This is a genomic window from Agromyces tropicus (assembly GCF_039531345.1).
Classification (GTDB): domain Bacteria; phylum Actinomycetota; class Actinomycetes; order Actinomycetales; family Microbacteriaceae; genus Agromyces; species Agromyces tropicus.
In genome coordinates this window covers 1,152,879-1,172,845 of the sequence record NZ_BAAAPW010000001.1, presented here as the reverse complement: position 1 = coordinate 1,172,845, position 19,967 = coordinate 1,152,879, and the positions used below count along the sequence as shown (strand labels likewise).

Sequence of the window (19,967 nt, the reverse complement as noted above, 5' to 3'; positions counted from 1 at the left end):
CACGGCCGTCGCGCTTCATGACATGCTCGTCGCATGACCTCGGACGCCACGATCCCGGGCCGGGCGAGCGACGCCGCCCATCCGCTCGTCACCGTCGTGATCCCGCTGCACGACCGCGGCCGGTACATCGGCGAGACGCTGCGCAGCGTGCTCGGGCAGTCGTTCGCCCGGTTCGAGGTGATCGTCGTCGACGACGCGTCGACCGACGACGGGCCGGACGTCGTCCGCGCGTTCCTCGACGACCCGCGCGTGACGCTCGTCCTGCGGTCGCACGGCGGAGTCGGTGCGGCGCGGAACGCGGGTGCCGCGCTCGCCGCGGCGTCCAGCGAATACCTGATCTTCATGGACGACGACGACGTCTGCGAGCCCGGGCTGCTCGGATCGCTCGTCGATGCGCTGGAGGCCCACACGGAGGCGTCCGGCGCCTTCGTGCGCGGCGAGTTCATCGACTCCGACGGCGGCCCGGTGCACGACGGCGCGTTCCGCGACCAGATGATCGCCCGCGAGGAGCTCGGCCTCGCCGACGGCGCGGCCTCGGACGCGTTCCGCGGGCTCGACCAGGTGTTCCTCGCGACGCCCGTGGTGCCGATGGGCACGCTCCTCGTTCGGCGCGCGGCCTTCGAGGCCACGGGCGGGTACGACCCGACCTTCGTCGTCGGACAGGACTGGGACTTCACGATCCGGCTGGTGCGGCAGGCGCCGCTCGTCGTCGTCGACCGTGCGCTGGTGCGATACCGCCGGCACGGCGGCAACGCCTCCGCGAACCGCGTGCGCGACGTGCGCACCGCGCGTCGGGTGTGGGCGACCGCCTACCACTCGCCCGAGAACTCCGCGTCGGACACCGCCCTCCTCGCGTCCGTGTGGCGCACGCACCAGCGGCGCACCTCCGCGCGCAAGGTCGCCCAGGGTCGGGCGCTGCTCGGTCGCGGGCGCGTCGTCGAGGGGCTCGGGCGGATCGCCGACGGACTCGCGCATCGCGCCCTCCTGCGCCCGCTCCGCAGCTGGCGGAAGCCGGTCCCGGGGTCCGGCGACGGCGGCGCGCAGCGCACGATCGGCATCGAGCGCGGACTCGTCGGCACGGGGCGCGGGCCGGTGCCCGGCGACGATCCGACATAGGCGAGCGGGCCTCGGAACCGGGTCCTAGACTGTCGAGCGGGCAACGACGGAGTCGTCCACGCACACCCCCATCACAGAGGAGTTCACTGTGGCATTCATCGAAGCTGTCGGCGCACGGGAGATCCTGGATTCGCGCGGCAACCCCACGGTCGAGGTCGAGGTCCTGCTCGACGACGGCACCGTCTCGCGGGCGGCCGTGCCCTCGGGCGCGTCGACCGGCGCCTTCGAGGCGTACGAGCTGCGTGACGGCGACTCGGACCGCTACCTCGGCAAGGGCGTGCAGAAGGCCGTCGACGCGGTGCTCGACGAGCTCGGCCCGGCCGTCGAGGACCTGGACGCCACGGAGCAGCGCGTCGTCGACGCCGCCCTCATGGAGGCCGACGGCACCGACAACAAGAGCCGCCTCGGCGCCAACGCGATCCTCGGCGTCTCGCTCGCCGTCGCGAAGGCCGCGGCCGACTCGGCCGACCTGCCGCTGTTCCGCTACCTCGGCGGGCCGAACGCGCACGTGCTCCCGGTGCCGATGATGAACATCATCAACGGCGGTGCGCACGCCGACACCGGTGTCGACATCCAGGAGTTCATGGTGCTGCCGATCGGTGCGCCGACGTACTCCGAGGGCCTGCGCTGGGGCGTCGAGACGTACCACTCGCTCAAGAGCCTGCTGAAGTCGAAGGGTCTGTCCACCGGCCTCGGCGACGAGGGCGGCTTCGCGCCCGACCTCGCGAACAACCGCGCCGCGCTCGACCTCATCTCCGAGGCGATCGAGAAGGCGGGCTTCACCGTCGGCACCGACGTGGCGCTCGGCCTCGACGTCGCCTCGACGGAGTTCTTCGAGGACGGCGTCTACCGCTTCGAGGGCAAGGACCGCACGGCGGCCGAGATGAGCGCGTACTACGCCGAGCTCGCCGCCGCCTACCCGCTGGTGTCCATCGAGGACCCGCTGGCCGAGGACGACTGGGAGGGCTGGGCGACGCTCTCGACCGAGCTCGGCGGCAAGCTCCAGCTCGTCGGCGACGACCTCTTCGTCACCAACCCGGCGCGCCTCGCCGACGGCATCGCGAAGCACGTCGGAAACTCGATCCTGGTGAAGGTGAACCAGATCGGCACGCTCACCGAGACGCTCGACGCGGTGAAGCTCGCGCAGCGCGCCGGCTACACCGCCGTGATGTCCCACCGTTCGGGCGAGACCGAGGACACCACGATCGCCGACCTGGCGGTCGCGACCGACTGCGGTCAGATCAAGACGGGCGCGCCCGCCCGGTCCGAGCGGGTCGCCAAGTACAATCAGCTGCTGAGGATCGAAGAAGAGCTCGGCGAGGCCGCGGAGTACGCGGGCCGCTCGGCATTCCCGCGTTTCACGGCGTGACGCGTCACTGAGACGCTCGACGGGGGTGGCCGCGGCCGCCCCCGTCGGTCGTTTCCAGCGAGGTGAGGAGGACGATGAGCGCTGCACGTCGTCCCTCGCGCGCCGCCCGCGCGTCGGGTCCGTCGCGCCCCGCCCGCGCCCGCCAGTCGATCCGGCAGGTCGCCGAGACGTGGCTCGCCGGCATCCGCTTCTCCGGCTTCTCGATCATCATGATGGGCGTGCTCGTGCTCGCGGTCGTCGTGCTCGCGCCCAGCATCGCCGCCTACGCCGGCCAGCGCCAGCAGATCGCCGAGGCGAAGGCCGAGGTGGCCCGGCAGGAGGCCGAGGTCGCCCGGCTGACCGAGGAGCGCGAGCGCTGGAACGACGAGACCTTCATCGTCACCCAGGCCCGCGACCGCCTCTACTACGTGCTCCCGGGCGAGGTGAGCTACCTCGTCATCGACGACCGCGACCCGGCCACGTCGATGCCCGCGGACCGCGCCGTGTCGGCGCAGGTCACGGAAGCCCGCGGGGACTGGATGCAGACCATGCTCCGTTCGGTGATGACCGCGGGGCTCGCGCCGAGTGTCACGGACGCGGCCGACCCCGCCGACCAGGCCGACCAGGAGCCCGCCGACCAGCCCGCCGACGAGGGGAACCGATGACCCGTCCGCCGTTCGAACCCGTGTCCGAGCGCGACCTCCGCATCGTCTCGGTGCAGCTCGGCCGTCCCGCGCGCGACGTCGTCGGCATCGCCGCGCGGTGCGTCTGCGGCGCCCCGACGGTCGTGTCGACCCGGCCGCGCCTGTCCGACGGTACCCCCTTTCCCACGTTCTACTACCTCACGCACCCGGTCGCGACGGCCGCCATGTCGTTCCTCGAGGCCGCACAGCTCATGGTCGAGTTCACCGACCTGCTCGAGGCCGACGAGGAGGTGCGCGACGCGTACCGCGCCGCGCACGAGCAGTACCTCGCCGATCGCGAGACCTTCGGCGTCGTCGAGGAGATCGCCGGCGTCTCGGCGGGCGGCATGCCGACGCGCGTCAAGTGCCTGCACGCCCTCGCGGGGCACGCGCTCGCGGCCGGGCCGGGCGTGAACCCGATCGGCGACCTCGCGCTCGAGCGCTCCACGTGGTCGCCCGACGTGTGCCGCTGCCCCGACTACGGCGTCGACGACCTACCCGCGGAGGAGCCCGCATGACGGGTGCCCGCACGACCCGGCGATCCGGCCGGACCCCGCGCCGCGGCGGGGCACGGCGGGCCGCGTGGCGCGCGCTCGTCGGCGCGGTGGCGGTCGGCGTGCTCGCGCTGGGCGGCGCCGCGCCCGCGCAGGCCGACACGGTCCGCGACCTCGAGTACTGGCTGAACGACTACGGCTTCACCCAGGCGTGGACGATGTCGCGCGGCGACGGCGTGAAGGTCGCGATCATCGACACCGGCGTGAACGGCGACGTCGCGGAGCTGCGCGGCGTGGTCGTGGGCGGCACGGACGTCTCGGGCATCGGCTCTCCCGACGGCCAGACGCCGATCGGCGAGGAGGAGGAGCACGGCACGATGGTGGCCTCGCTCCTGGCCGGGCGCGGCACCGGCGAGGGCAACGGCGTCATCGGCGTGGCGCCCGATGCGGACCTGCTCTCGGCATCGGTCGCCTTCGGCCTCGACACGGGCTCGGAGAAGACGAACGACGAGCAGATCGCCGAGGCCGTGCGCTGGGCGGTCGACAACGGCGCCGACGTCATCAACATGTCGCTCACCCGGAACACCCCGGACTGGCCCGAGAGCTGGGACGAGGCGTTCCAGTACGCGTTCGACAACGACGTCGTGGTCGTCGCGGCGGCGGGCAACCGCGGCTCCGGCACGACCCAGGTCGGCGCGCCCGCGACGATCCCCGGGGTGCTGGCGGTCGCGGGCGTCGATCGCGACCAGAACGCGAGCTTCGATGCGAGCTCGCAGGGCATCACCATCGCGGTGGCGGCCCCGAGCGAGGACCTCGTCGGCGTGCTGCCCGACGGCAGCCACGTCGTGTGGTCGGGCACGAGCGCCGCGGCGCCGCTCGTGTCGGGCCTCGTCGCGCTCGTGCGCGCCCAGTACCCGGACCTCGACGCGGCGAACGTCATCAACCGCATCATCCGGACCGCGGACCCGAAGGGCGAGGACGTCCCCGGCCCGCTCTACGGCTACGGCATCATCGATCCCGTCGCGGCGCTCACCGCGGACGTCGAACTCGTCGAGCAGAACCCGCTCGGCAGCCTCGAGGAATGGGTGCGCGTGCACCGTCGGGCCGACGTCCCCGACCAGGAGACGCCTGATGACGACACGCAGCAGGAGATCGTGCCCATCGCCGATCCGCCGCCGCCGCGGGCGGAGAGCGCGAAGACGCTCATGCCCACGCCCTGGACGCTGGCCTATATCACGGTGCCGCTCTCGCTCGTCGCGGGGTTTGGTACGCTAGCAGCGCTGTTGGGCATCGGCGCCACTCGGCACATCAGGCGGACCACGCGCACCGGCGCGTAGGCACGCAGGCATCACAGATCCAAGGAGTCCATTCACCGTGCCCAAGATTCTCATCGTCGGCGGCGGCTATGCGGGGTTCTACACGGCGTGGAAGCTCGAGAAGTGGCTGCGTCCCGGCGAGGCCGAGGTGACGGTCGTCGACCCGCTCCCGTACATGACGTACCAGCCCTTCCTCCCCGAGGTGGCCGCGGGGTCGATCGAGGCCCGCCACTCCGTCGTGTCGCTGCGTCGCCACCTGAAGAAGACCAACGTCGTCACCGCGAAGGTGACGGGCATCGACCACGCGTCGAAGACCGCGACGATCACGCCCGAGCTCGGCGAGCCGTGGGAGTTCGACTACGACGTGGTCGTGGTGACCGGGGGCGCGGTCTCGCGCACCTTCCCGATCCCGGGCGTTGCAGACCAGGCCTACGGCCTGAAGACCATCGAGGAGGCCGTCGCGATCCGCGACCGCCTGCTCACCAACTTCGACAAGGCCGCGAATCTGCCCGCCGGGCCCGAGCGCGACCGACTGCTCACGGTCGTCGTCGTCGGCGGCGGCTTCGCGGGCATCGAGGTGTTCGCCGAGCTCCGCTCGTTCGCGAGCGCGCTGCTCGAGTTCTACCCGCAGCTCACGTTCGACGACACGCACTTCCACCTCATCGAGGCGATGGGCCGCATCATGCCCGAGGTATCGCTGCCGACGAGCCACTGGGTGATCAAGCACCTCGCCCAGCGCGGCGCCGAGATCCACCTCGACACGCAGCTCACGAGCGCGCTCGACGGCAAGATCGAGCTCTCCACGGGCGAGACGTTCGAGACCGACCTCATCGTCTGGACCGCGGGCGTCATGGCCAACCCGGCCATCGTCCGCACCAGCGACCTGCCCGTCGAGGAGCGCGGCCGCATCAAGGCGCGCCCCGACCTCCGCGTCGGCGACGAGGACGAGATCGTCCCCGACGCCTGGGCCGCCGGCGACATCGCCGCGGTGCCCGACCTGTCGGGCGGCGGCGTGGGCGGCTACTGCGTGCCCAACGCGCAGCACGCGGTCCGCCAGGGCAAGCTCATGGCGAAGAACATCGTCGCGGTCCTCCGCGGCGAGGAGCCGAAGGACTACTTCCACAAGAACCTCGGCGCGGTCGCCGGCCTGGGCGTCGGCTCGGGCGTGTTCCAGTCGGGCAAGCTCGCGATCAAGGGCCTGCTGGCGTGGTTCGCGCACCGCGGCTACCACGGCCTCGCGATGCCGACGTGGGAGCGCAAGTTCCGCGTGTTCTGGGGCTGGTGGAACAACTTCTGGCTCGGCCGCGACATCGTGTCGCTCCAGGCCGTGCAGCACCCGCGCGCCGAGTTCGAGCGATTCGCGGCCCGCCCGAAGCCGGCCGGCGAGGTCGCGGCCCCGGCCGCACCGGCGAAGGCCGACGCGAAGAAGCCGGCGTCGAAGTCGGCGAAGCCCGCGGAGAAGGCCGTCGCCGCCAAGTAGGCGCCCTATGCTGTGACGCGGCGTCGGCCATCCGGCCGGCGCCGCGCTCCCGTAGCCCAACCGGTAGAGGCAGGCGGCTTAAACCCGCCCGAGTCTGGGTTCGAATCCCAGCGGGAGCACGGTCAGGTGAGCCGGTCGATCCGCCGCAGGATGAGCCCCTCGCGGAGCGCCCACGGCGACACCTCGAGCGTCTTCGCCTTGAACGCCCGCATCGTCTCCGAGAGCACGACCGCGCCGGCGACGATCTGGAACGTGCGGTCCGCCGTGATGCCGGGCAGGTTCGGCCGTGCGTCCGCGGGGATCTTCGCCAGCCGCGGGATCCAGTCGTCGAGCCGTGAGAGCTTGAGGATGCTGCGCTCCTCGGCGCCGACTCCGTCCTCGGTGCTGCCCGCGAGCCGTGCGAGCGAGCGGATCGTCTTCGACGAGCCGACGACGTGGTCGACCTCGGGGATGCCGTCCATGTCGTCGATCGCCGACTTCAGGACCTTCCGGGCGTGCGAGCGCAGGTGCTCGACCTGCTTCTCGGTGGGCGGATCGGTCGGCAGGTACTCGATCGTCGAGCGGCCGGCACCGAGCGGGACCGAGCGTGCGGCGTCGGGGACCTCGTCGCCGCCGTGCGCGATCTCGAGCGAGCCGCCGCCGATGTCGAAGAGCAGGATGCGGCCGGCCGACCAGCCGTACCAGCGGCGGACGGCGAGGAAGGTGATGCGGGCCTCGTCGGCGCCGCTGAGGACGTCGAGGTGGATGCCGGCGGCCTCCTCGATGAGCTCGAGCACCTCGGCGCCGTTCGCGGCCTCGCGGATCGCCGAGGTCGCGAACGCGAGGAGCTCGTCGATGCCGGACTCCTTCGCCACGGCGGAGGCCTCGCGCACCGCCTCGAGGATCGCGTCGACGCCGGCCCGGCTGATCGAGCCGTCGTCGTCGAGGTAGCGCATCAGGCGGAGGACCGCCTTGTGGGAGGCCGCGGGGATCGGGCGCGCACCCGGGTGCGCGTCGACGACGAGCAGGTGGACGGTGTTGGAACCGACATCGAGGACCCCGAGGCGCATGGTGCGAGCGTACCCGGAGGCTGGTGCATCGCGCGGCCCCCGTGCATACTTGGTCGAACTGGGACGAGCGTCCCACTTTCCCCGTCTCCGGCGATGACGTCGAGAGGAGCACCGTGCCCCGCATGTCCGCCGCCGAGCGCCGCCCGGCGCTCATCGAGGCGGGCCTGCGCGTCATCGCCCGCGAGGGCATCGCCGGCGCCTCGACGCGCGCGATCGTGGCCGAGGCGGGGATGTCGCTCGCGAGCTTCCACTACGCGTTCGCGTCGCGCGAGGCGTTCCTCGACGAGCTCATCGCGAGCGTCGTCGCGCGCGAGGAGGCCGCCGTCCTGCCCGTCGCCGAGGGCGAGGGCGACCTCCGCGACCTCCTCGAGGCCGGGCTGGCGGGCTACCTCGACCACCTGCGCGCGGATCCGGCGCACGAGCAGGCCATGCTCGAGCTCACCCAGTACGCGCTGCGCGACCCCGACCGGCATCCGCTCGCGACCGCGCAGTACCGCCGGTACGCCGAGCTCGCCGAGCAGGCGCTCACCCTCGCCGCCGAGCGGACCGGTGCGACGTGGCGCCGGCCCGTCGCAGAGGTGGCGGCGGTGCTCGTCGCGTTCACCGACGGCATCACGATGACCTGGCTCGTCCACCGCGACGACGCCGCAGCCCGGGCGACCGCCCTCGCGGCCGCCGACGCCCTCGCGAGAATGGCGGACCCCCAGTGACCGGAACCGATGCCGCCGCGGCGGCCACGGCACGCGCCGACGGCGCCTTCGCCGACCCGACCCGACCCGTCGGCGCCGGCTGGATGGCCGGGTTCGCCGCCGCCTGGCTCGGCATCTGGATGGCGCAGCTGACGCCCGTGCAGCTGCTGCTCCCCGCGCAGATCGACGCGGAGCTGCACCCCGACGACTGGATCGAGTCCGTGGTGGCGTTCGGCGTCGTGTCGGGGATCGCGGCGGTCTTCGTGATCGTCGCGTATCCCCTGACGGGCGCGCTCTCGGACCGCACGACGTCGCGGTTCGGCCGTCGCCGGCCGTGGATCGCGGGCGGCGCGGTGCTCTTCGCGGCGTCCCTCGTGGTGCTCGGCCTCCAGCACGAGCTCTGGGCGATCGGGCTCGCCTGGGTCGCCGCGACCGTGGGCTTCTGCGTCATGACGGCCGCGCTGACGGCGACGATCAGCGACCAGGTGCCCGTCCGCCAGCGGGGCATCGTCTCCGGGTGGATGTCCGCGCCGCAGGCCGTCGGGATCATCCTCGGGCTCGTGCTCGTCACCATGGTCGTGACGGGCCAGCTCGCCGGGTACGCGCTCGTCGCCGCGGCGCTCCTCGTGCTCGCGGTCCCGTTCCTGCTGCGCCGGGAGACCCCGCTCGCGGCGGGCGAACGCGACCGGGTGACCGCACGGGGCGTGATCGCGAGCCTCTGGATCAGCCCGCGGAAGTACCCGGACTTCGGCTGGACGCTGCTCAGCCGCGTGCTGGTGTCGATCGGCAACGCACTCGGCACCGGCCTGCTGCTCTACTTCCTCATGTTCGGCCTCGGCGACGCCAACGCCGAGGACGACCTCATCGTGCTCACGCTGGTCTACATGGTGTTCGTGATCCTCGCGTCGCTCGGCTTCGGGCGGCTCTCGGACGCGCTCGGCCGCCGGCGCGTGTTCGTGCTCGTCGCCGCCGTGCTGCAGGGCGTCGCGGCGCTCCTGCTGGCGCTCGCCCCGGCGCTCGCCACGGCCATGGTCTCGGCCGGGCTGCTCGGCCTCGCGTACGGCTGCTTCCTCTCCGTCGACCAGGCGCTCGCCACCCAGGTGCTGCCCGACCCCGCCGCGCGGGGGAAGGACCTCGGCATCATGAACATCGCCACCGCGGTCCCGCAGTCGATCGGCCCGCTGCTCGGGGCGATCGCCGTCGTCGCGACCGGGTCGTTCACGCTCGTGTTCGTGCTGGGCGCCGTCTTCGCCTTCGGCGGCGCGCTCGCCGTCGCGCGGGTCCGGAGCGTGCGATGACGGCCGCGCGACCGCTCGACCTGGCCCTGCCGGCGGATGCCGCGACGGAGCATCCCTGGACGGACCCGGCGCACCACTGGCCGACGCTCACCGAGGCGACGCGCCACCTCGACGCGCCGGTGGGGGCGCTGCACCTCGGGGCGCTGCGGTGGAACGCCGCGGAGATGCTGCGTCGCGCCGCAGGCACGCCGATCCGGATCGCCACGAAGTCGGTTCGCGTGCGGTCGGTCGTCGAGGCGCTCCTCGCGTTGCCGGGGTATCGCGGGGTCCTCGCCTACACGCTCGCCGAGGCGCTCTGGCTCGCGGAGCGCATCCCGGACCTCGACGACCTCGTGGTCGGCTACCCGACGGCCGAGGCCGCCGGGATCTTCCGGCTCGCCACCGATGCCGACCTCGCGCGCCGGATCACGCTGATGGTCGATGCGCCCGACCAGCTGGACCTCGTCGACGCGGTGCTCCCGCCCGGATCGCGCGAGGAGCTCCGGGTCTGCCTCGAGCTCGACGCCTCGTGGGACGCGCCCGTGCTCGGGCACCTCGGGGTGCGTCGTTCGCCCATCCACGCACCCGAGGAGGCGGGGGCGTTCGCCGCGTACGTCGACGCGCGTCCCGGATTCCGCCTCGTCGGGATGATGGCCTACGAGGCCCAGGTCGCCGGGGTGACCACGCGTCCGCCCGGACGACCCGTCGGCGGTGCCGTGAACCGCTGGATGCAGTCCCGCTCGATGCCCGAGCTCGTCGAACGTCGCGCGCGCGCGGTCGCCGCGGTCCGACGGCACGCCGACCTCGAGTTCGTCAACGGCGGCGGCACCGGCTCGCTCGAGGCGACCGCCGCCGACCCGTCCGTCACCGAGCTCGGCGCCGGGAGCGGCATCCTCGCCGGGCACCTGTTCGACGGCTACGCCCAGTTCACGCCGGCGCCGGCGTCGGCGTTCGCGCTGGACGTCGTGCGCTCGCCGAGCGCGCGGCACGCGACGATCCTCGGCGGCGGCTGGGTCGCCTCGGGACCGCCCGGCGCCGACCGGCTCCCGGAGCCCGTCTGGCCGGAGGGCCTGCGGATGCTGCCGCGCGAGGCCGCGGGCGAGGTGCAGACGCCGCTGACCGGGCCGGCCGCCGCCCGATTGCGCGCAGGGGACCGGGTGTGGTTCCGCCACACGAAGTCCGGCGAGCTCGCCGAGCACCTGAACGAGTTCGCCGTGATCGAGGGCGACGACGTGGTCGGCACGGTGCCGACCTATCGAGGCGAGGGGAGGGCGTTCCTGTGACGGCGAGCGGAGCGGTCTGGCGCAACTGGGGTCGGACCGAGGCGGTGCGGCCGAACCGCATCGAGCGTCCGGCCGACGAGGGCGCGGTCCAGCGCGCGGTGCTCGCCGCCGCGGCATCCGGTCGCCGCATCAAGCCCGTCGGGTCCGGCCACAGCTTCACCGGGATCGCGGTGGCGCCCGACGTCCAGCTCGACCTGACCGACCTGTCGGGCGTCGTCGACGCGGATGCCGAGACGGGCCGGGTCACGCTCGGCGCGGGCACGCCCCTGCACCGGCTGCCGCGCCTGCTCGAGCCCCTCGGGCTCGCGATGGCGAACATGGGCGACATCGACCGCCAGACGATCTCGGGCGCCACCTCCACCGGCACCCACGGCACGGGCCTCGCCTTCGGCGGGCTCGCCACCCAGGTCGTCGGCGCGCGGCTCGTCACGGGCACCGGCGAGCTGCTCGAGGTGAGCGAGACGAGTCGGCCCGAGCTGCTGCCGGCCGTGCGGCTCGGGCTCGGTGCGCTCGGCGTGCTGACCGAGCTCACCCTGCAGCTCGTGCCCCGGTTCGCACTCCACGCGGTCGAGGCGACCGAACCGCTCGACCGCGTGCTCGAGGAGTGGATGCCGCGCGTGCGCGGCGAGGACCACTTCGAGTTCTACTGGTTCCCGCACACCGAGACGGCGCTCACGAAGACGAACACGCGACTGCCGGCCGACGCCCCGCACGCGCCGCTCGGTCGCGTCGGCCGCTGGATCGACGACGAGCTGCTCGCGAACGGCGTCTACCGCGCGATCTGCGCGCTCGGGACCGCGGTGCCCGCGGCGACCCCGCCGCTGGCGCGGCTCGCCGAGCGGTTCACGGGCAGTCGGGACTTCACCGACCTCTCGCCTGCGGTGTTCACGACCAACCGCACGGTGCGGTTCCGCGAGATGGAGTACGCGATCCCGCTCGAGGCGGTGCCCGAGGCCTTCCGGGCCGTCCGGACCCTCATCGAACGGCGCGGCTGGCGCATCAGCTTCCCGATCGAGGTGCGCGCCGCCGCCGCCGACGAGAACTGGCTGTCGACGGCGCACGGCCGGGAGACCGGCTACATCGCGGTCCACCGGTACGTCCGCGAGGACCCGACCGCCTACTTCGCCGGTGTCGAGGCGATCATGCGCGACCTCGGCGGCCGTCCGCACTGGGGCAAGATGCACACGCAGACCGCCGAGTCGCTGCGGGGCTCCTACCCGCACTTCGACGACTTCGTGCGGGTGCGCGGGCGGCTCGACCCGGAGGGGCGGTTCGCGAACCCGTACCTCGACCGGGTGCTCGGTCCGGTCGGCGCCGGCGGCCGCGCCGGGGCCGGGGCGTTCGGCGCCGCGGCGTGATCGCGCCCGGACACGTCGGCCCGGCCGGCCGCCGCCCCGGAGCCCGCCCTCCGCTCGCTCGGAGTCTCATGGGAAATCCGCCCGGTCGCAGGGTGGATCGATAGGATTCAAGAGTCCGTTCCGATCGTCGCCGAAGCATCAGGAGTCCCCGCCATGGAATGGCTCATCCCGCTCATCATCGTCGTCGTGCTCGTCCTGGTGATCGGCATCTACCTCTGGGCGACGTACAACTCGCTCGTCACCCTGAACGTCCGCGTCGACGAGGCGTGGAGCGACATCACGGTGCAGCTGAAGCGACGTGCCGACCTCATCCCGAACCTCATCGAGGCGGTGAAGGGCTACGCGGCCCACGAGAAGGCCGTCTTCGAGAACGTCACGAAGGCGCGCGCCGAGACCCTCTCCGCGAGCGGTCCTGCTGAAGCGTCCGCGGCCGAGAACCACATGCAGCAGGCGCTGAAGTCGATCTTCGCGGTCGCCGAGGCGTACCCGCAGCTGCAGGCGAGCCAGAACTTCCTGCAGCTGCAGGGCGAGCTCGTCGACACCGAGGACAAGATCCAGGCGGCCCGCCGCTTCTACAACGGCGGCGTGCGCGAGCTGAACACGAAGATCAAGGTGTTCCCGAACACCCTCTTCGTGCGCGGCCTCGGCTTCCACGAGCGCGAGTTCTTCGAGGTCACCGAGGCGGCGGCCATCGCGGAGCCGCCGCGCGTGCAGTTCTAGCCGCCGATGTACCGAGCGATCGCCCGGAACAAGCGCAACACCGTCTTCACGATCATCCTCTTCCTCGCCATCGTCGGCGGGCTCGGCTACCTGGCCGCCGTCATCTACGGCGACCTCACCATCGTGATCGTCACGGTCGTCCTCGCGACGGCGTATGCGCTCTTCCAGTACTTCACCGCCGACCGGCAGGCGCTGGCCATGTCCGGCGCGGTCGAGGTCCGCAGCGTGTCCGACCACCCGCGCCTCTGGCGCACCGTCGAGAACCTGTCGATCACGACCGGCACGCCGATGCCCCGGGTCTTCGTGGTCTCGGACCCCGCGCCGAACGCGTTCGCCACCGGGCGCGACCCCGAGCACGCCGTCGTCGCGGCGACGACCGGGCTGCTCGAGATCATGGACGACTCCGAGCTCGAGGGCGTGATGGCCCACGAGCTGGGCCACGTCCGCAACTACGACATCCGCCTGTCGATGATCGTGTTCGGGCTCGTCGTGGCGATCGGCTTCATCTCGGACCTGTTCGTGCGCATGGCGTTCTTCGGCCGGGGCAACAACAACGGCAACCCCGTGGTGATGATCTTCGGCCTCGTCGCGATGCTCGTGGCGCCGCTCGTCGCGACCCTCGTGCAGCTCGCGATCTCGCGCCAGCGCGAGTACCTGGCGGACGCCACGGGCGCGATGACCACGCGGCATCCGGACGCGCTCGCCCGGGCGCTGCTGAAGCTCGAGCAGTACGGGCGGCCGATGCGGCGCCAGAACACCTCGATGGCGCACCTGTGGATCGCCGACCCGCTGAAGCCGGGCGTCATCGACCGCCTCTTCGCCACGCACCCGCCGATCCCGGAGCGCGTGCAGCGCCTGCACGAGATGGGCCGGAGCTTCTAGGGCGCCGCGGCTACCCCGCCGCGGCCACGTCGACGTGACGCAGCGCGTCGGCCACGGCCGGCGACAGGTCGCCCCGGCCGGCGACCACGACGTCGTCGAGGCCCTGCCACGCGGCCGCCCGGCGGAGCACCGGCACGAGCCGTTCCGCGACGTCGCCGGGCGCGCCCGGCTCGGCCCACGCCGACTGCACGCGGAGCACCCGACCGGCGCGGTCGCTCTTCAGGTCGACGCGGCCCACGACGCGGTCGTCGACGAGGAGCGGGAGCGAGTAGTACCCGTACCGTCGCTCGGCCTCCGGCGTGTAGATCTCGATGCGGTAGTGGAAGTCGAAGAGCCGCTCGGCGCGCGGCCGGAACCAGACGACCGGGTCGAAGGGCGAGAGCAGCGCCACGCCCTCGACGCGCCGCGGACGGCGGGCCTCGCGGTGGACCCAGGTCGGGGTCGGACGTGACCCGGTGGTCCAGCCCGGCACCGTCACCGGCAGCAGGACGCCCGCGTCGACGAGGTCGGCGATCGCCGGACGGACCTGCGCCTGCGTCATCCGCCAGTAGTCGGCGAGGTCGGCCGCGGTCGCGATGCCCAGGGCGGCGGCCGCGCGCTCGATGAGGACCCGCGCTGCGTCGGCCTCGGCGGGGCCGTGCTCGAGCAGGTGCGGCTCGAGCCCCTGCTCGGGCAGCGCGTAGACGCGCTCGAATCGCCGCCGCTCGACGCAGACGACCTCGCCGGTGCGGAACATCCACTCGAGCGTGCGCTTGACGGACGACCAGCCCCACCACGGGCCTCGGCGCTCGTTGGCGTCGTGCTCGATCGCGCTCGCCGGCATGGGGCCGTTCGCCGCGAGCTCGCCGCGCAGCCAGTCGGCGAGCGTGCGGTTCTCGCGCAGCCAGCCGCCCCACTCGGAACCCTGCGCCCGGTACTCCGCCCTCCGGAACTCGAACAGCGGCCAGAGCTCGCGCGGGATGAACGCCGCCTGGTGGGCCCAGTACTCGACGAGCCGCCCTCGGCGGCCCCACGCCATGCGGTCGAGCAGTGCGCGGTCGTACGCGCCGAGGCGGCTGAACGCGGGCAGGTAGTGGCTGCGCTCGAAGACGTTGACGGAGTCGATCTGGAGCAGCCCGAGCCGGTCGACGACCCCGGACAACGCGCGCGTGCCCGGGGCGTCGGGGGCCGGGCGCGCGAACCCCTGTGCGGCGAGGGCGATGCGGCGGGCGAGCGCGGGTGAGACCTGATCGACCATGGTGACCCGACCCTACAGCCGGCCGCCGACACATGTCGGGACGGCCATATGGGTGCGGCCTACACTGGGATCGTGACCGAGGCGAAGGGGACCTCGCGTGCGCGGCGCGGACGCGTGCGCCGAACCACCGCGTCCGAGCGCGCGGCCGAGCGCGCGGCAGGGCCACGGCGGGACGCCGCGGACTCCGTGCCGTACGCGATGCGGGTCGCCGCCGCCTGGTCGTGGCGGCTGCTGCTGGTCGGCGGCGTCGTCGCCGTCGCGATCTTCCTCGTCATCCAGCTGCGGCTCGTCATCATCCCGGTGCTCGTCGCCGTGCTGCTGTCGGCCCTCCTCGTGCCGTTCTCGACCTTCCTGCAGCGGCACCGCTGGCCGAAGTGGCTGGCGGTCGTGCTCGCCATGGTGGCCACGCTCGCGCTCGTCGGCGGCCTGCTCACGCTCGGCATCTCGCAGATCGTGCGAGGGTCGGCAGACCTCGCCGACCAGAGCGTCATCGCGTGGAACGACTTCCGTTCCTGGCTGCTCGAGGGTCCGCTGCACATCACGCCCGACCAGTTCGACCAGGCCGTGCAGCAGGTGGTCGAGGCCGCGCAGCGCGACAGCGGCGTGCTCGTCTCGGGTGCCCTCTCGGTGAGCTCGTCGATCGGGCACTTCGTCGCCGGGGCGCTCCTCGCGCTATTCGCGACCCTGTTCATCCTCATCGACGGCCGCGGGATCTGGAACTGGCTCGTGGGCATCTTCCCGCGCCGCGCGCGGGCCGCGATCGACGGCGCCGGCCGTTCCGGATGGGCGACGCTCGAGAACTTCGTCCGCGTGCAGATCTTCGTCGCCGCGATCGACGCCGTCGGCATCGGCCTCGGCGCCCTGCTGCTCGGCGTGCCGCTCGCGATCCCGATCGCCGTGCTGGTGTTCCTCGGCTCGTTCATCCCGATCGTCGGCGCGGTCGTCACGGGCGCGCTCGCGGTCTTCGTCGCGCTGGTCTACAACGGCTGGGGCATCGCGCTGCTGATGCTGGGCGTCGTGCTCCTCGTGCAGCAGGTCGAGGGCCACGTGCTCCAGCCGCTGATCATGGGCACGGCCGTGAAGGTGCATCCGCTCGGCGTCGTCATCGCGGTCGCCACCGGGTCCCTGCTGGCCGGCATCCCGGGCGCGCTCTTCGCCGTTCCCGTCGCGGCCGTGCTCAACGTCATGATCCTCTACGTCTCGGGCGGCACCTGGAAGCAGGCCGAGCCGCCCTCGCCCGAGGAGACGCACTCTCCACTGTGGCGCACGGTACCCCAGCGACCCGGATACGGACGGTGACATGAACCACGCCCTCCACACGACGACCCCCGACGCGCCCGGGACGGTGCTGCCCCCGGTACCGGCCGATCCGCGCATCCCGGGGCCGGTGCTCGCGGACTTCGAGCACGCGCAGCGGACGGTCGCGGCGATCGCCCGGCGCACGCCGATGGAGACGTCGCGGTTCCTCGGGGCGATCGCCGGCGTGCCGGTCCACCTCAAGTGCGAGAACCTGCAGCGGACGGGGTCGTACAAGCTGCGGGGCGCGTTCAACCGGATGTCGGCGCTGTCCGCCGACGAGCGGGCGCGCGGCGTCGTGGCGGCGTCGGCCGGGAACCACGCGCAGGGCGTCGCCTTCGCCGCCCGGGAGCTCGGCATCCGCGCCACGATCTTCATGCCCGTGGGCGTGGCCCTCCCCAAGCTCGAGGCGACGCGGGCGTACGGCGCCGACGTCGTGCTGCGCGGCGACTCGATCGGGGAGACGCTCGAGGCGGCGGCCCGGTTCGCCGCCGAGACGGGCGCCACGATCATCCCGCCGTTCGACCACGCCGACGTCGTCGCAGGCCAGGGCACGCTCGGCCTCGAGATCCTCGAGCAGGCGCCGGATGCCACGACCATCGTCGTGCCCATCGGCGGCGGCGGGCTCGCCGCCGGCATCGCCAGCGCCGCGAAGCAGAAGGCGGCGGCGCTCGGCCGCACGGTCCGGGTGATCGGCGTGCAGGCCGAGAACGCGGCGCCCTACCTCCCGTCGCTCGAGGCCGGCGAGCCGGTTCAGGTGCCGGTCGTGCCGACGATGGCCGACGGCATCGCCGTCTACCGGCCCGGGGCCCTGAACTTCGAGATCATCCGGGAGGCGATCGACGAGGTCGTGACGGTGACCGAGGACGACATCGCGCGGGCGCTCCTCGTGCTGCTCGAGCGCGCGAAGCTCGTCGTCGAGCCCGCCGGCGCGGTGGGCGTCGCCGCGCTCATGACCGGCAAGGTCGTCGCGGACGGCCCGGTCGTCGTCGTGCTCTCCGGCGGCAACATCGACCCGCTGCTCATGCAGCGCGTGATCGCGCACGGCCTCGCCGCCTCCGACCGCTACCTCACGCTGCGGATCGGACTCCCGGACCGGCCCGGGCAGCTCGCCCGCATCGCGGAACTCGTCGCCGACGCCAACGCGAACGTCGTCGAGGTGCTGCACACGCGCCACGGCGCGGGGATGCAGATCTCGGAGGTCGCCCTGCAGTTGTCGGTGGAGACGCGCGGCCCGGAGCACCGGGCCGAGGTCGTCGAGGTCCTGCGGAGAGCCGGCTACGAACCCGAGATCATCGAGGAGTGAGCCGGGCGGGTCGTGCGACCCGCCCCGGAGACGCGGAACGGCCCCTCCGAGGAGGGGCCGTTCCGCGTGTCGTCCGTCAGCGCGTCACTGACCGGACCAGGTCTCGACGCCCCGGATCTCGACCGCGATCTCGCGGCCGTTGGGGGCGGTGTACGTGGTGGAGTCGCCGACCTTGAGGCCGAGGATGGCCTCGCCGAGCGGGGACTGCTCGCTGAAGACGTCGAGCTCGGAGTCGCCGGCGATCTCGCGGCTGCCGATGAGGAAGCGCTCCTCGTCGCCCGCGACGACGGCGGTGATGACGGTGCCCGACTCGACGACGCCGCTCGAGGTGGGCGCCTCGCCGACCTCGGCGTGGCGGAGCAGCTCCGTGAGCTGTCGGATGCGGGCCTCCTGCTTGCCCTGCTCGTCCTTCGCGGCGTGGTAGCCGCCGTTCTCCTTGAGGTCGCCCTCCTCACGCGCGGCCTCGATGCGCTTCGCGATCTCCTCGCGGCCGCTGGTGGAGAGGTGCTCGAGTTCGGCGTTCAGCCGGTCGTAGGCATCCTGGGTGAGCCAGGTGACGGTGGCGTCCTGCGCCATGGTGCACACTCCCGTGAATAGACGTGTCGCCCCAGCGTCTGCCGGGGCGAATCCCCAATTCTAGACAACCCAGCACTGGGAGATCAAACCCGTGTTGGCCTCCTGCGCGGTGCGGACGGTCTCGGTGAAGGTCCGGAGCGGACGCTCGGAGGCGGGGATCTCGACGACCTTCCAGCCCACCACCGTGAAGTCCTCGTTGAGCGCCTGGACGATGCACGCCGTGTCGGTCCCGGCGGGCACCGAGAGGCGCCAGGTGACCTCGACCGCGCGGGAGTCGAGCAGGCGGTGGCCGAGGTCGGTGGCCTGCACCTGCGGCCGGCTGCCGTCGAGACCGGCCCACACGACCCACGCGCCCAGGACGACGGCGAACGCGATCGCAGCGCCGACCAGGATGAGCCGCTCGCGGCGCCTCCGCCTGCGCGTGCGGCCGTAGCGCTCGGCGAGCGCCTGCGCCGTGGTGGACGTGCCCGACGGGGGAGTGGGGGTGCCGTCGAGGGCGGCGTCCTCGGCCGCCGCGTCGGCGGACTCGCGTTGGGGCACCGCCCGGCTCCTTCCCGATCGGATCGTCTAGGCTGAGGTCCAGCCTAACCCCGCCTCCCTGAAGGGAATCCGATGCTCGTCGCGCCCGCCGTCACCGTCCGCGGAGCCTGCCGATGACCCCCGCGCTCGCGTCGGTCCTGGCCCTCGTCTCCGCAGCGGAGGACGAGTTCGACCCGAACGACGTCACGCCCGGCGTGATCGGCTTCATCGTCACGATCGTGATCATGGGCGCCGTGCTGCTGCTCGTGCTCGACATGGTCCGCCGCATCCGCCGCGTGAACTACCGTGCCGAGGCGCGCGAGCGCATCGCGGCCGAGCAGGCCGAGGCCGAGGCGCACGAGGCCGACGTCGCGGATGCCGCCGACGCCACGACGGACGACCCGACGACGGATGCCGCGGCATCCGACACCCCGCCCGCCGACCGGGACTGACGCGCTCGCGCCCGCACCGCGCGGCGGAGCGCCTGGGCGGCGCTCAGCCCGCGTGGTACGCCGGGGCGAGCGCGATCAGCAGCGTGGCCGTCCAGTGGCACATGAACGCCAGCACCGTGCACACGTGGAAGATCTCGTGGAAGCCGAAGTGGCCCGGCCACGGGTTCGGGCGCTTCAGGCCGTAGACGACGGCGCCGAGCGTGTACAGCACGCCGCCCACGATCACGAGGACCATCATCGCGACGCTCGCGGCCAGCAGGTCCCCGAGGTACATGACCGCGGCCCAGCCGAGCAGCACGTAGATCGGCACGTACAGCCAGCGCGGCGCGGTGATCCAGAACACGCGGAAGGCGATGCCGATGAGCGCACCGCCCCAGACCAGGACGAGCAGCAGGATGCCCTTCTCGGGCGGCAGGGCGAGGATCGACAGCGGCGTGTAGGTGCCCGCGATGAGCAGGAAGATGTTCGCGTGGTCGATCCGCTTCAGGATCACTTTGGTCCGCGGCGACCAGTTGAAGCGGTGGTAGAGGGCCGAGTTGCCGAAGAGCAGCATCGAGGTCAGCATGAACACCGCCGACGCCCACTTCGCCGCCGGACCGTCGGCGAGCGCGATGAGCACGATGCCCGCCGCGGTCGCGATCGGGAAGGTCGCGGCGTGGATCCACCCGCGCCAGGTCGGCTTGATGTCGGCCGGGTTCTCCGGCGACGCGTCGATCAGGGGCAGGTTCGGCAGGTCCGGTCCGCGTCGCTCGTCGACGGCGACGGCGGCGTCCGCACGATCGAGCTCGGCCGCCGGCCGGTGCAGGTGCTCGGCGACGTCCTCGGGTTCGCGCTGGGTCATGCTGACAGCGTATGGCCGAGTGCATCACGGCTTGCTGTGAGTGTC

Annotated in this window: 20 protein-coding genes and 1 tRNA gene; 16 read left to right on the top strand and 5 right to left on the bottom strand. The window is 72.8% G+C overall.

Annotation, left to right across the window (positions count from 1 at the left end):
• The first annotated feature begins 33 nt into the window (after positions 1 to 33).
• From ABD230_RS05365 to ABD230_RS05335, 7 genes are all read left to right on the top strand, one after another.
• On the top strand, positions 34 to 1,116 hold the full coding sequence (locus ABD230_RS05365) for a glycosyltransferase family 2 protein (protein WP_344369988.1): 1,083 nt from the start codon (positions 34 to 36) through the stop codon (positions 1,114 to 1,116).
• 88 nt (positions 1,117 to 1,204) lie between these two features.
• The gene (gene eno, locus ABD230_RS05360) at positions 1,205 to 2,485 is read left to right on the top strand and encodes a phosphopyruvate hydratase (protein WP_344369986.1); all 1,281 of its coding nucleotides are present in this window, start codon (positions 1,205 to 1,207) and stop codon (positions 2,483 to 2,485) included.
• Positions 2,486 to 2,559: 74 nt separating this feature from the next.
• A complete protein-coding gene (locus tag ABD230_RS05355; RefSeq protein ID WP_344369985.1) occupies positions 2,560 to 3,129 on the top strand; it encodes an FtsB family cell division protein in 570 nt (189 codons plus the stop codon).
• Positions 3,126 to 3,665: a DUF501 domain-containing protein gene (locus ABD230_RS05350; RefSeq protein WP_344369984.1), complete on the top strand. Its 540-nt coding sequence runs from the start codon at positions 3,126 to 3,128 to the stop codon at positions 3,663 to 3,665. The genes ABD230_RS05355 and ABD230_RS05350 overlap by 4 nt, the downstream gene beginning before the upstream one ends.
• A complete protein-coding gene (locus tag ABD230_RS05345) occupies positions 3,662 to 4,978 on the top strand; it encodes a S8 family serine peptidase (protein WP_344369983.1) in 1,317 nt (438 codons plus the stop codon). Before ABD230_RS05350 ends, ABD230_RS05345 begins: the two co-directional genes overlap by 4 nt.
• Positions 4,979 to 5,015: 37 nt before the next feature.
• A complete protein-coding gene (locus tag ABD230_RS05340; RefSeq protein ID WP_344369982.1) occupies positions 5,016 to 6,437 on the top strand; it encodes an NAD(P)/FAD-dependent oxidoreductase in 1,422 nt (473 codons plus the stop codon).
• A gap of 45 nt (positions 6,438 to 6,482) precedes the next feature.
• Positions 6,483 to 6,556: transfer RNA gene (locus ABD230_RS05335), tRNA-Leu, on the top strand.
• Positions 6,557 to 6,559: 3 nt separating this feature from the next.
• Here the strand turns inward: ABD230_RS05335 and ABD230_RS05330 are convergent.
• Positions 6,560 to 7,486, bottom strand: coding sequence for a Ppx/GppA phosphatase family protein (locus tag ABD230_RS05330; protein ID WP_344369980.1), 927 nt, complete (start codon positions 7,484 to 7,486; stop codon positions 6,560 to 6,562).
• Between the two features lie 122 nt (positions 7,487 to 7,608).
• Between ABD230_RS05330 and ABD230_RS05325 the strand changes: the two genes are divergently transcribed.
• The 6 genes from ABD230_RS05325 to ABD230_RS05300 all read left to right on the top strand — a co-directional run bounded on the left by ABD230_RS05325 (position 7,609) and on the right by ABD230_RS05300 (position 13,695).
• A complete protein-coding gene (locus tag ABD230_RS05325; RefSeq protein ID WP_344370123.1) occupies positions 7,609 to 8,196 on the top strand; it encodes a TetR/AcrR family transcriptional regulator in 588 nt (195 codons plus the stop codon).
• Complete coding sequence (locus ABD230_RS05320) at positions 8,193 to 9,473, top strand: MFS transporter (RefSeq protein WP_344369979.1); 1,281 nt, start codon at positions 8,193 to 8,195, stop codon at positions 9,471 to 9,473. Before ABD230_RS05325 ends, ABD230_RS05320 begins: the two co-directional genes overlap by 4 nt.
• Complete coding sequence (locus tag ABD230_RS05315; RefSeq protein WP_344369978.1) at positions 9,470 to 10,735, top strand: alanine racemase; 1,266 nt, start codon at positions 9,470 to 9,472, stop codon at positions 10,733 to 10,735. The genes ABD230_RS05320 and ABD230_RS05315 overlap by 4 nt, the downstream gene beginning before the upstream one ends.
• Positions 10,732 to 12,093, top strand: coding sequence for a D-arabinono-1,4-lactone oxidase (locus tag ABD230_RS05310; RefSeq protein ID WP_344369977.1), 1,362 nt, complete (start codon positions 10,732 to 10,734; stop codon positions 12,091 to 12,093). Before ABD230_RS05315 ends, ABD230_RS05310 begins: the two co-directional genes overlap by 4 nt.
• Before the next feature lie 153 nt (positions 12,094 to 12,246).
• Positions 12,247 to 12,813: a LemA family protein gene (locus ABD230_RS05305; protein WP_344369976.1), complete on the top strand. Its 567-nt coding sequence runs from the start codon at positions 12,247 to 12,249 to the stop codon at positions 12,811 to 12,813.
• 6 nt (positions 12,814 to 12,819) lie between these two features.
• Positions 12,820 to 13,695 carry a M48 family metalloprotease gene (locus ABD230_RS05300; protein ID WP_344369975.1) on the top strand — a complete coding sequence of 292 codons (876 nt, stop codon included), beginning with the start codon at positions 12,820 to 12,822 and terminating at the stop codon, positions 13,693 to 13,695.
• Between the two features lie 10 nt (positions 13,696 to 13,705).
• Here ABD230_RS05300 and ABD230_RS05295 read toward each other — a convergent pair whose 3' ends face one another.
• Positions 13,706 to 14,932, bottom strand: a complete 1,227-nt coding sequence (locus tag ABD230_RS05295) for a winged helix-turn-helix domain-containing protein (protein ID WP_344369974.1) — start codon at positions 14,930 to 14,932, stop codon at positions 13,706 to 13,708.
• Between the two features lie 72 nt (positions 14,933 to 15,004).
• On the opposite strand from ABD230_RS05295, the gene ABD230_RS05290 reads away from it, so the two are divergent.
• The gene (locus ABD230_RS05290; RefSeq protein ID WP_344369973.1) at positions 15,005 to 16,231 is read left to right on the top strand and encodes an AI-2E family transporter; all 1,227 of its coding nucleotides are present in this window, start codon (positions 15,005 to 15,007) and stop codon (positions 16,229 to 16,231) included.
• A gap of 1 nt (position 16,232) precedes the next feature.
• A complete protein-coding gene (gene ilvA / locus ABD230_RS05285; protein ID WP_344369972.1) occupies positions 16,233 to 17,534 on the top strand; it encodes a threonine ammonia-lyase in 1,302 nt (433 codons plus the stop codon).
• An 84-nt stretch (positions 17,535 to 17,618) separates the two neighbouring features.
• Here ilvA and greA read toward each other — a convergent pair whose 3' ends face one another.
• Positions 17,619 to 18,110 (bottom strand): transcription elongation factor GreA, encoded by a 492-nt coding sequence (gene greA, locus ABD230_RS05280; RefSeq protein ID WP_344369971.1) that lies wholly within the window; start codon positions 18,108 to 18,110, stop codon positions 17,619 to 17,621.
• 60 nt (positions 18,111 to 18,170) lie between these two features.
• A complete protein-coding gene (locus ABD230_RS05275; protein WP_344369970.1) occupies positions 18,171 to 18,650 on the bottom strand; it encodes a DUF4307 domain-containing protein in 480 nt (159 codons plus the stop codon).
• A 113-nt stretch (positions 18,651 to 18,763) separates the two neighbouring features.
• On the opposite strand from ABD230_RS05275, the gene ABD230_RS05270 reads away from it, so the two are divergent.
• Positions 18,764 to 19,081, top strand: coding sequence for a hypothetical protein (locus ABD230_RS05270; RefSeq protein WP_344369969.1), 318 nt, complete (start codon positions 18,764 to 18,766; stop codon positions 19,079 to 19,081).
• A gap of 43 nt (positions 19,082 to 19,124) precedes the next feature.
• On the opposite strand, the gene trhA is transcribed toward ABD230_RS05270, so the two are convergent.
• Positions 19,125 to 19,922 (bottom strand): PAQR family membrane homeostasis protein TrhA, encoded by a 798-nt coding sequence (gene trhA / locus ABD230_RS05265; RefSeq protein WP_344369968.1) that lies wholly within the window; start codon positions 19,920 to 19,922, stop codon positions 19,125 to 19,127.
• Positions 19,923 to 19,967: the final 45 nt, after the last annotated feature.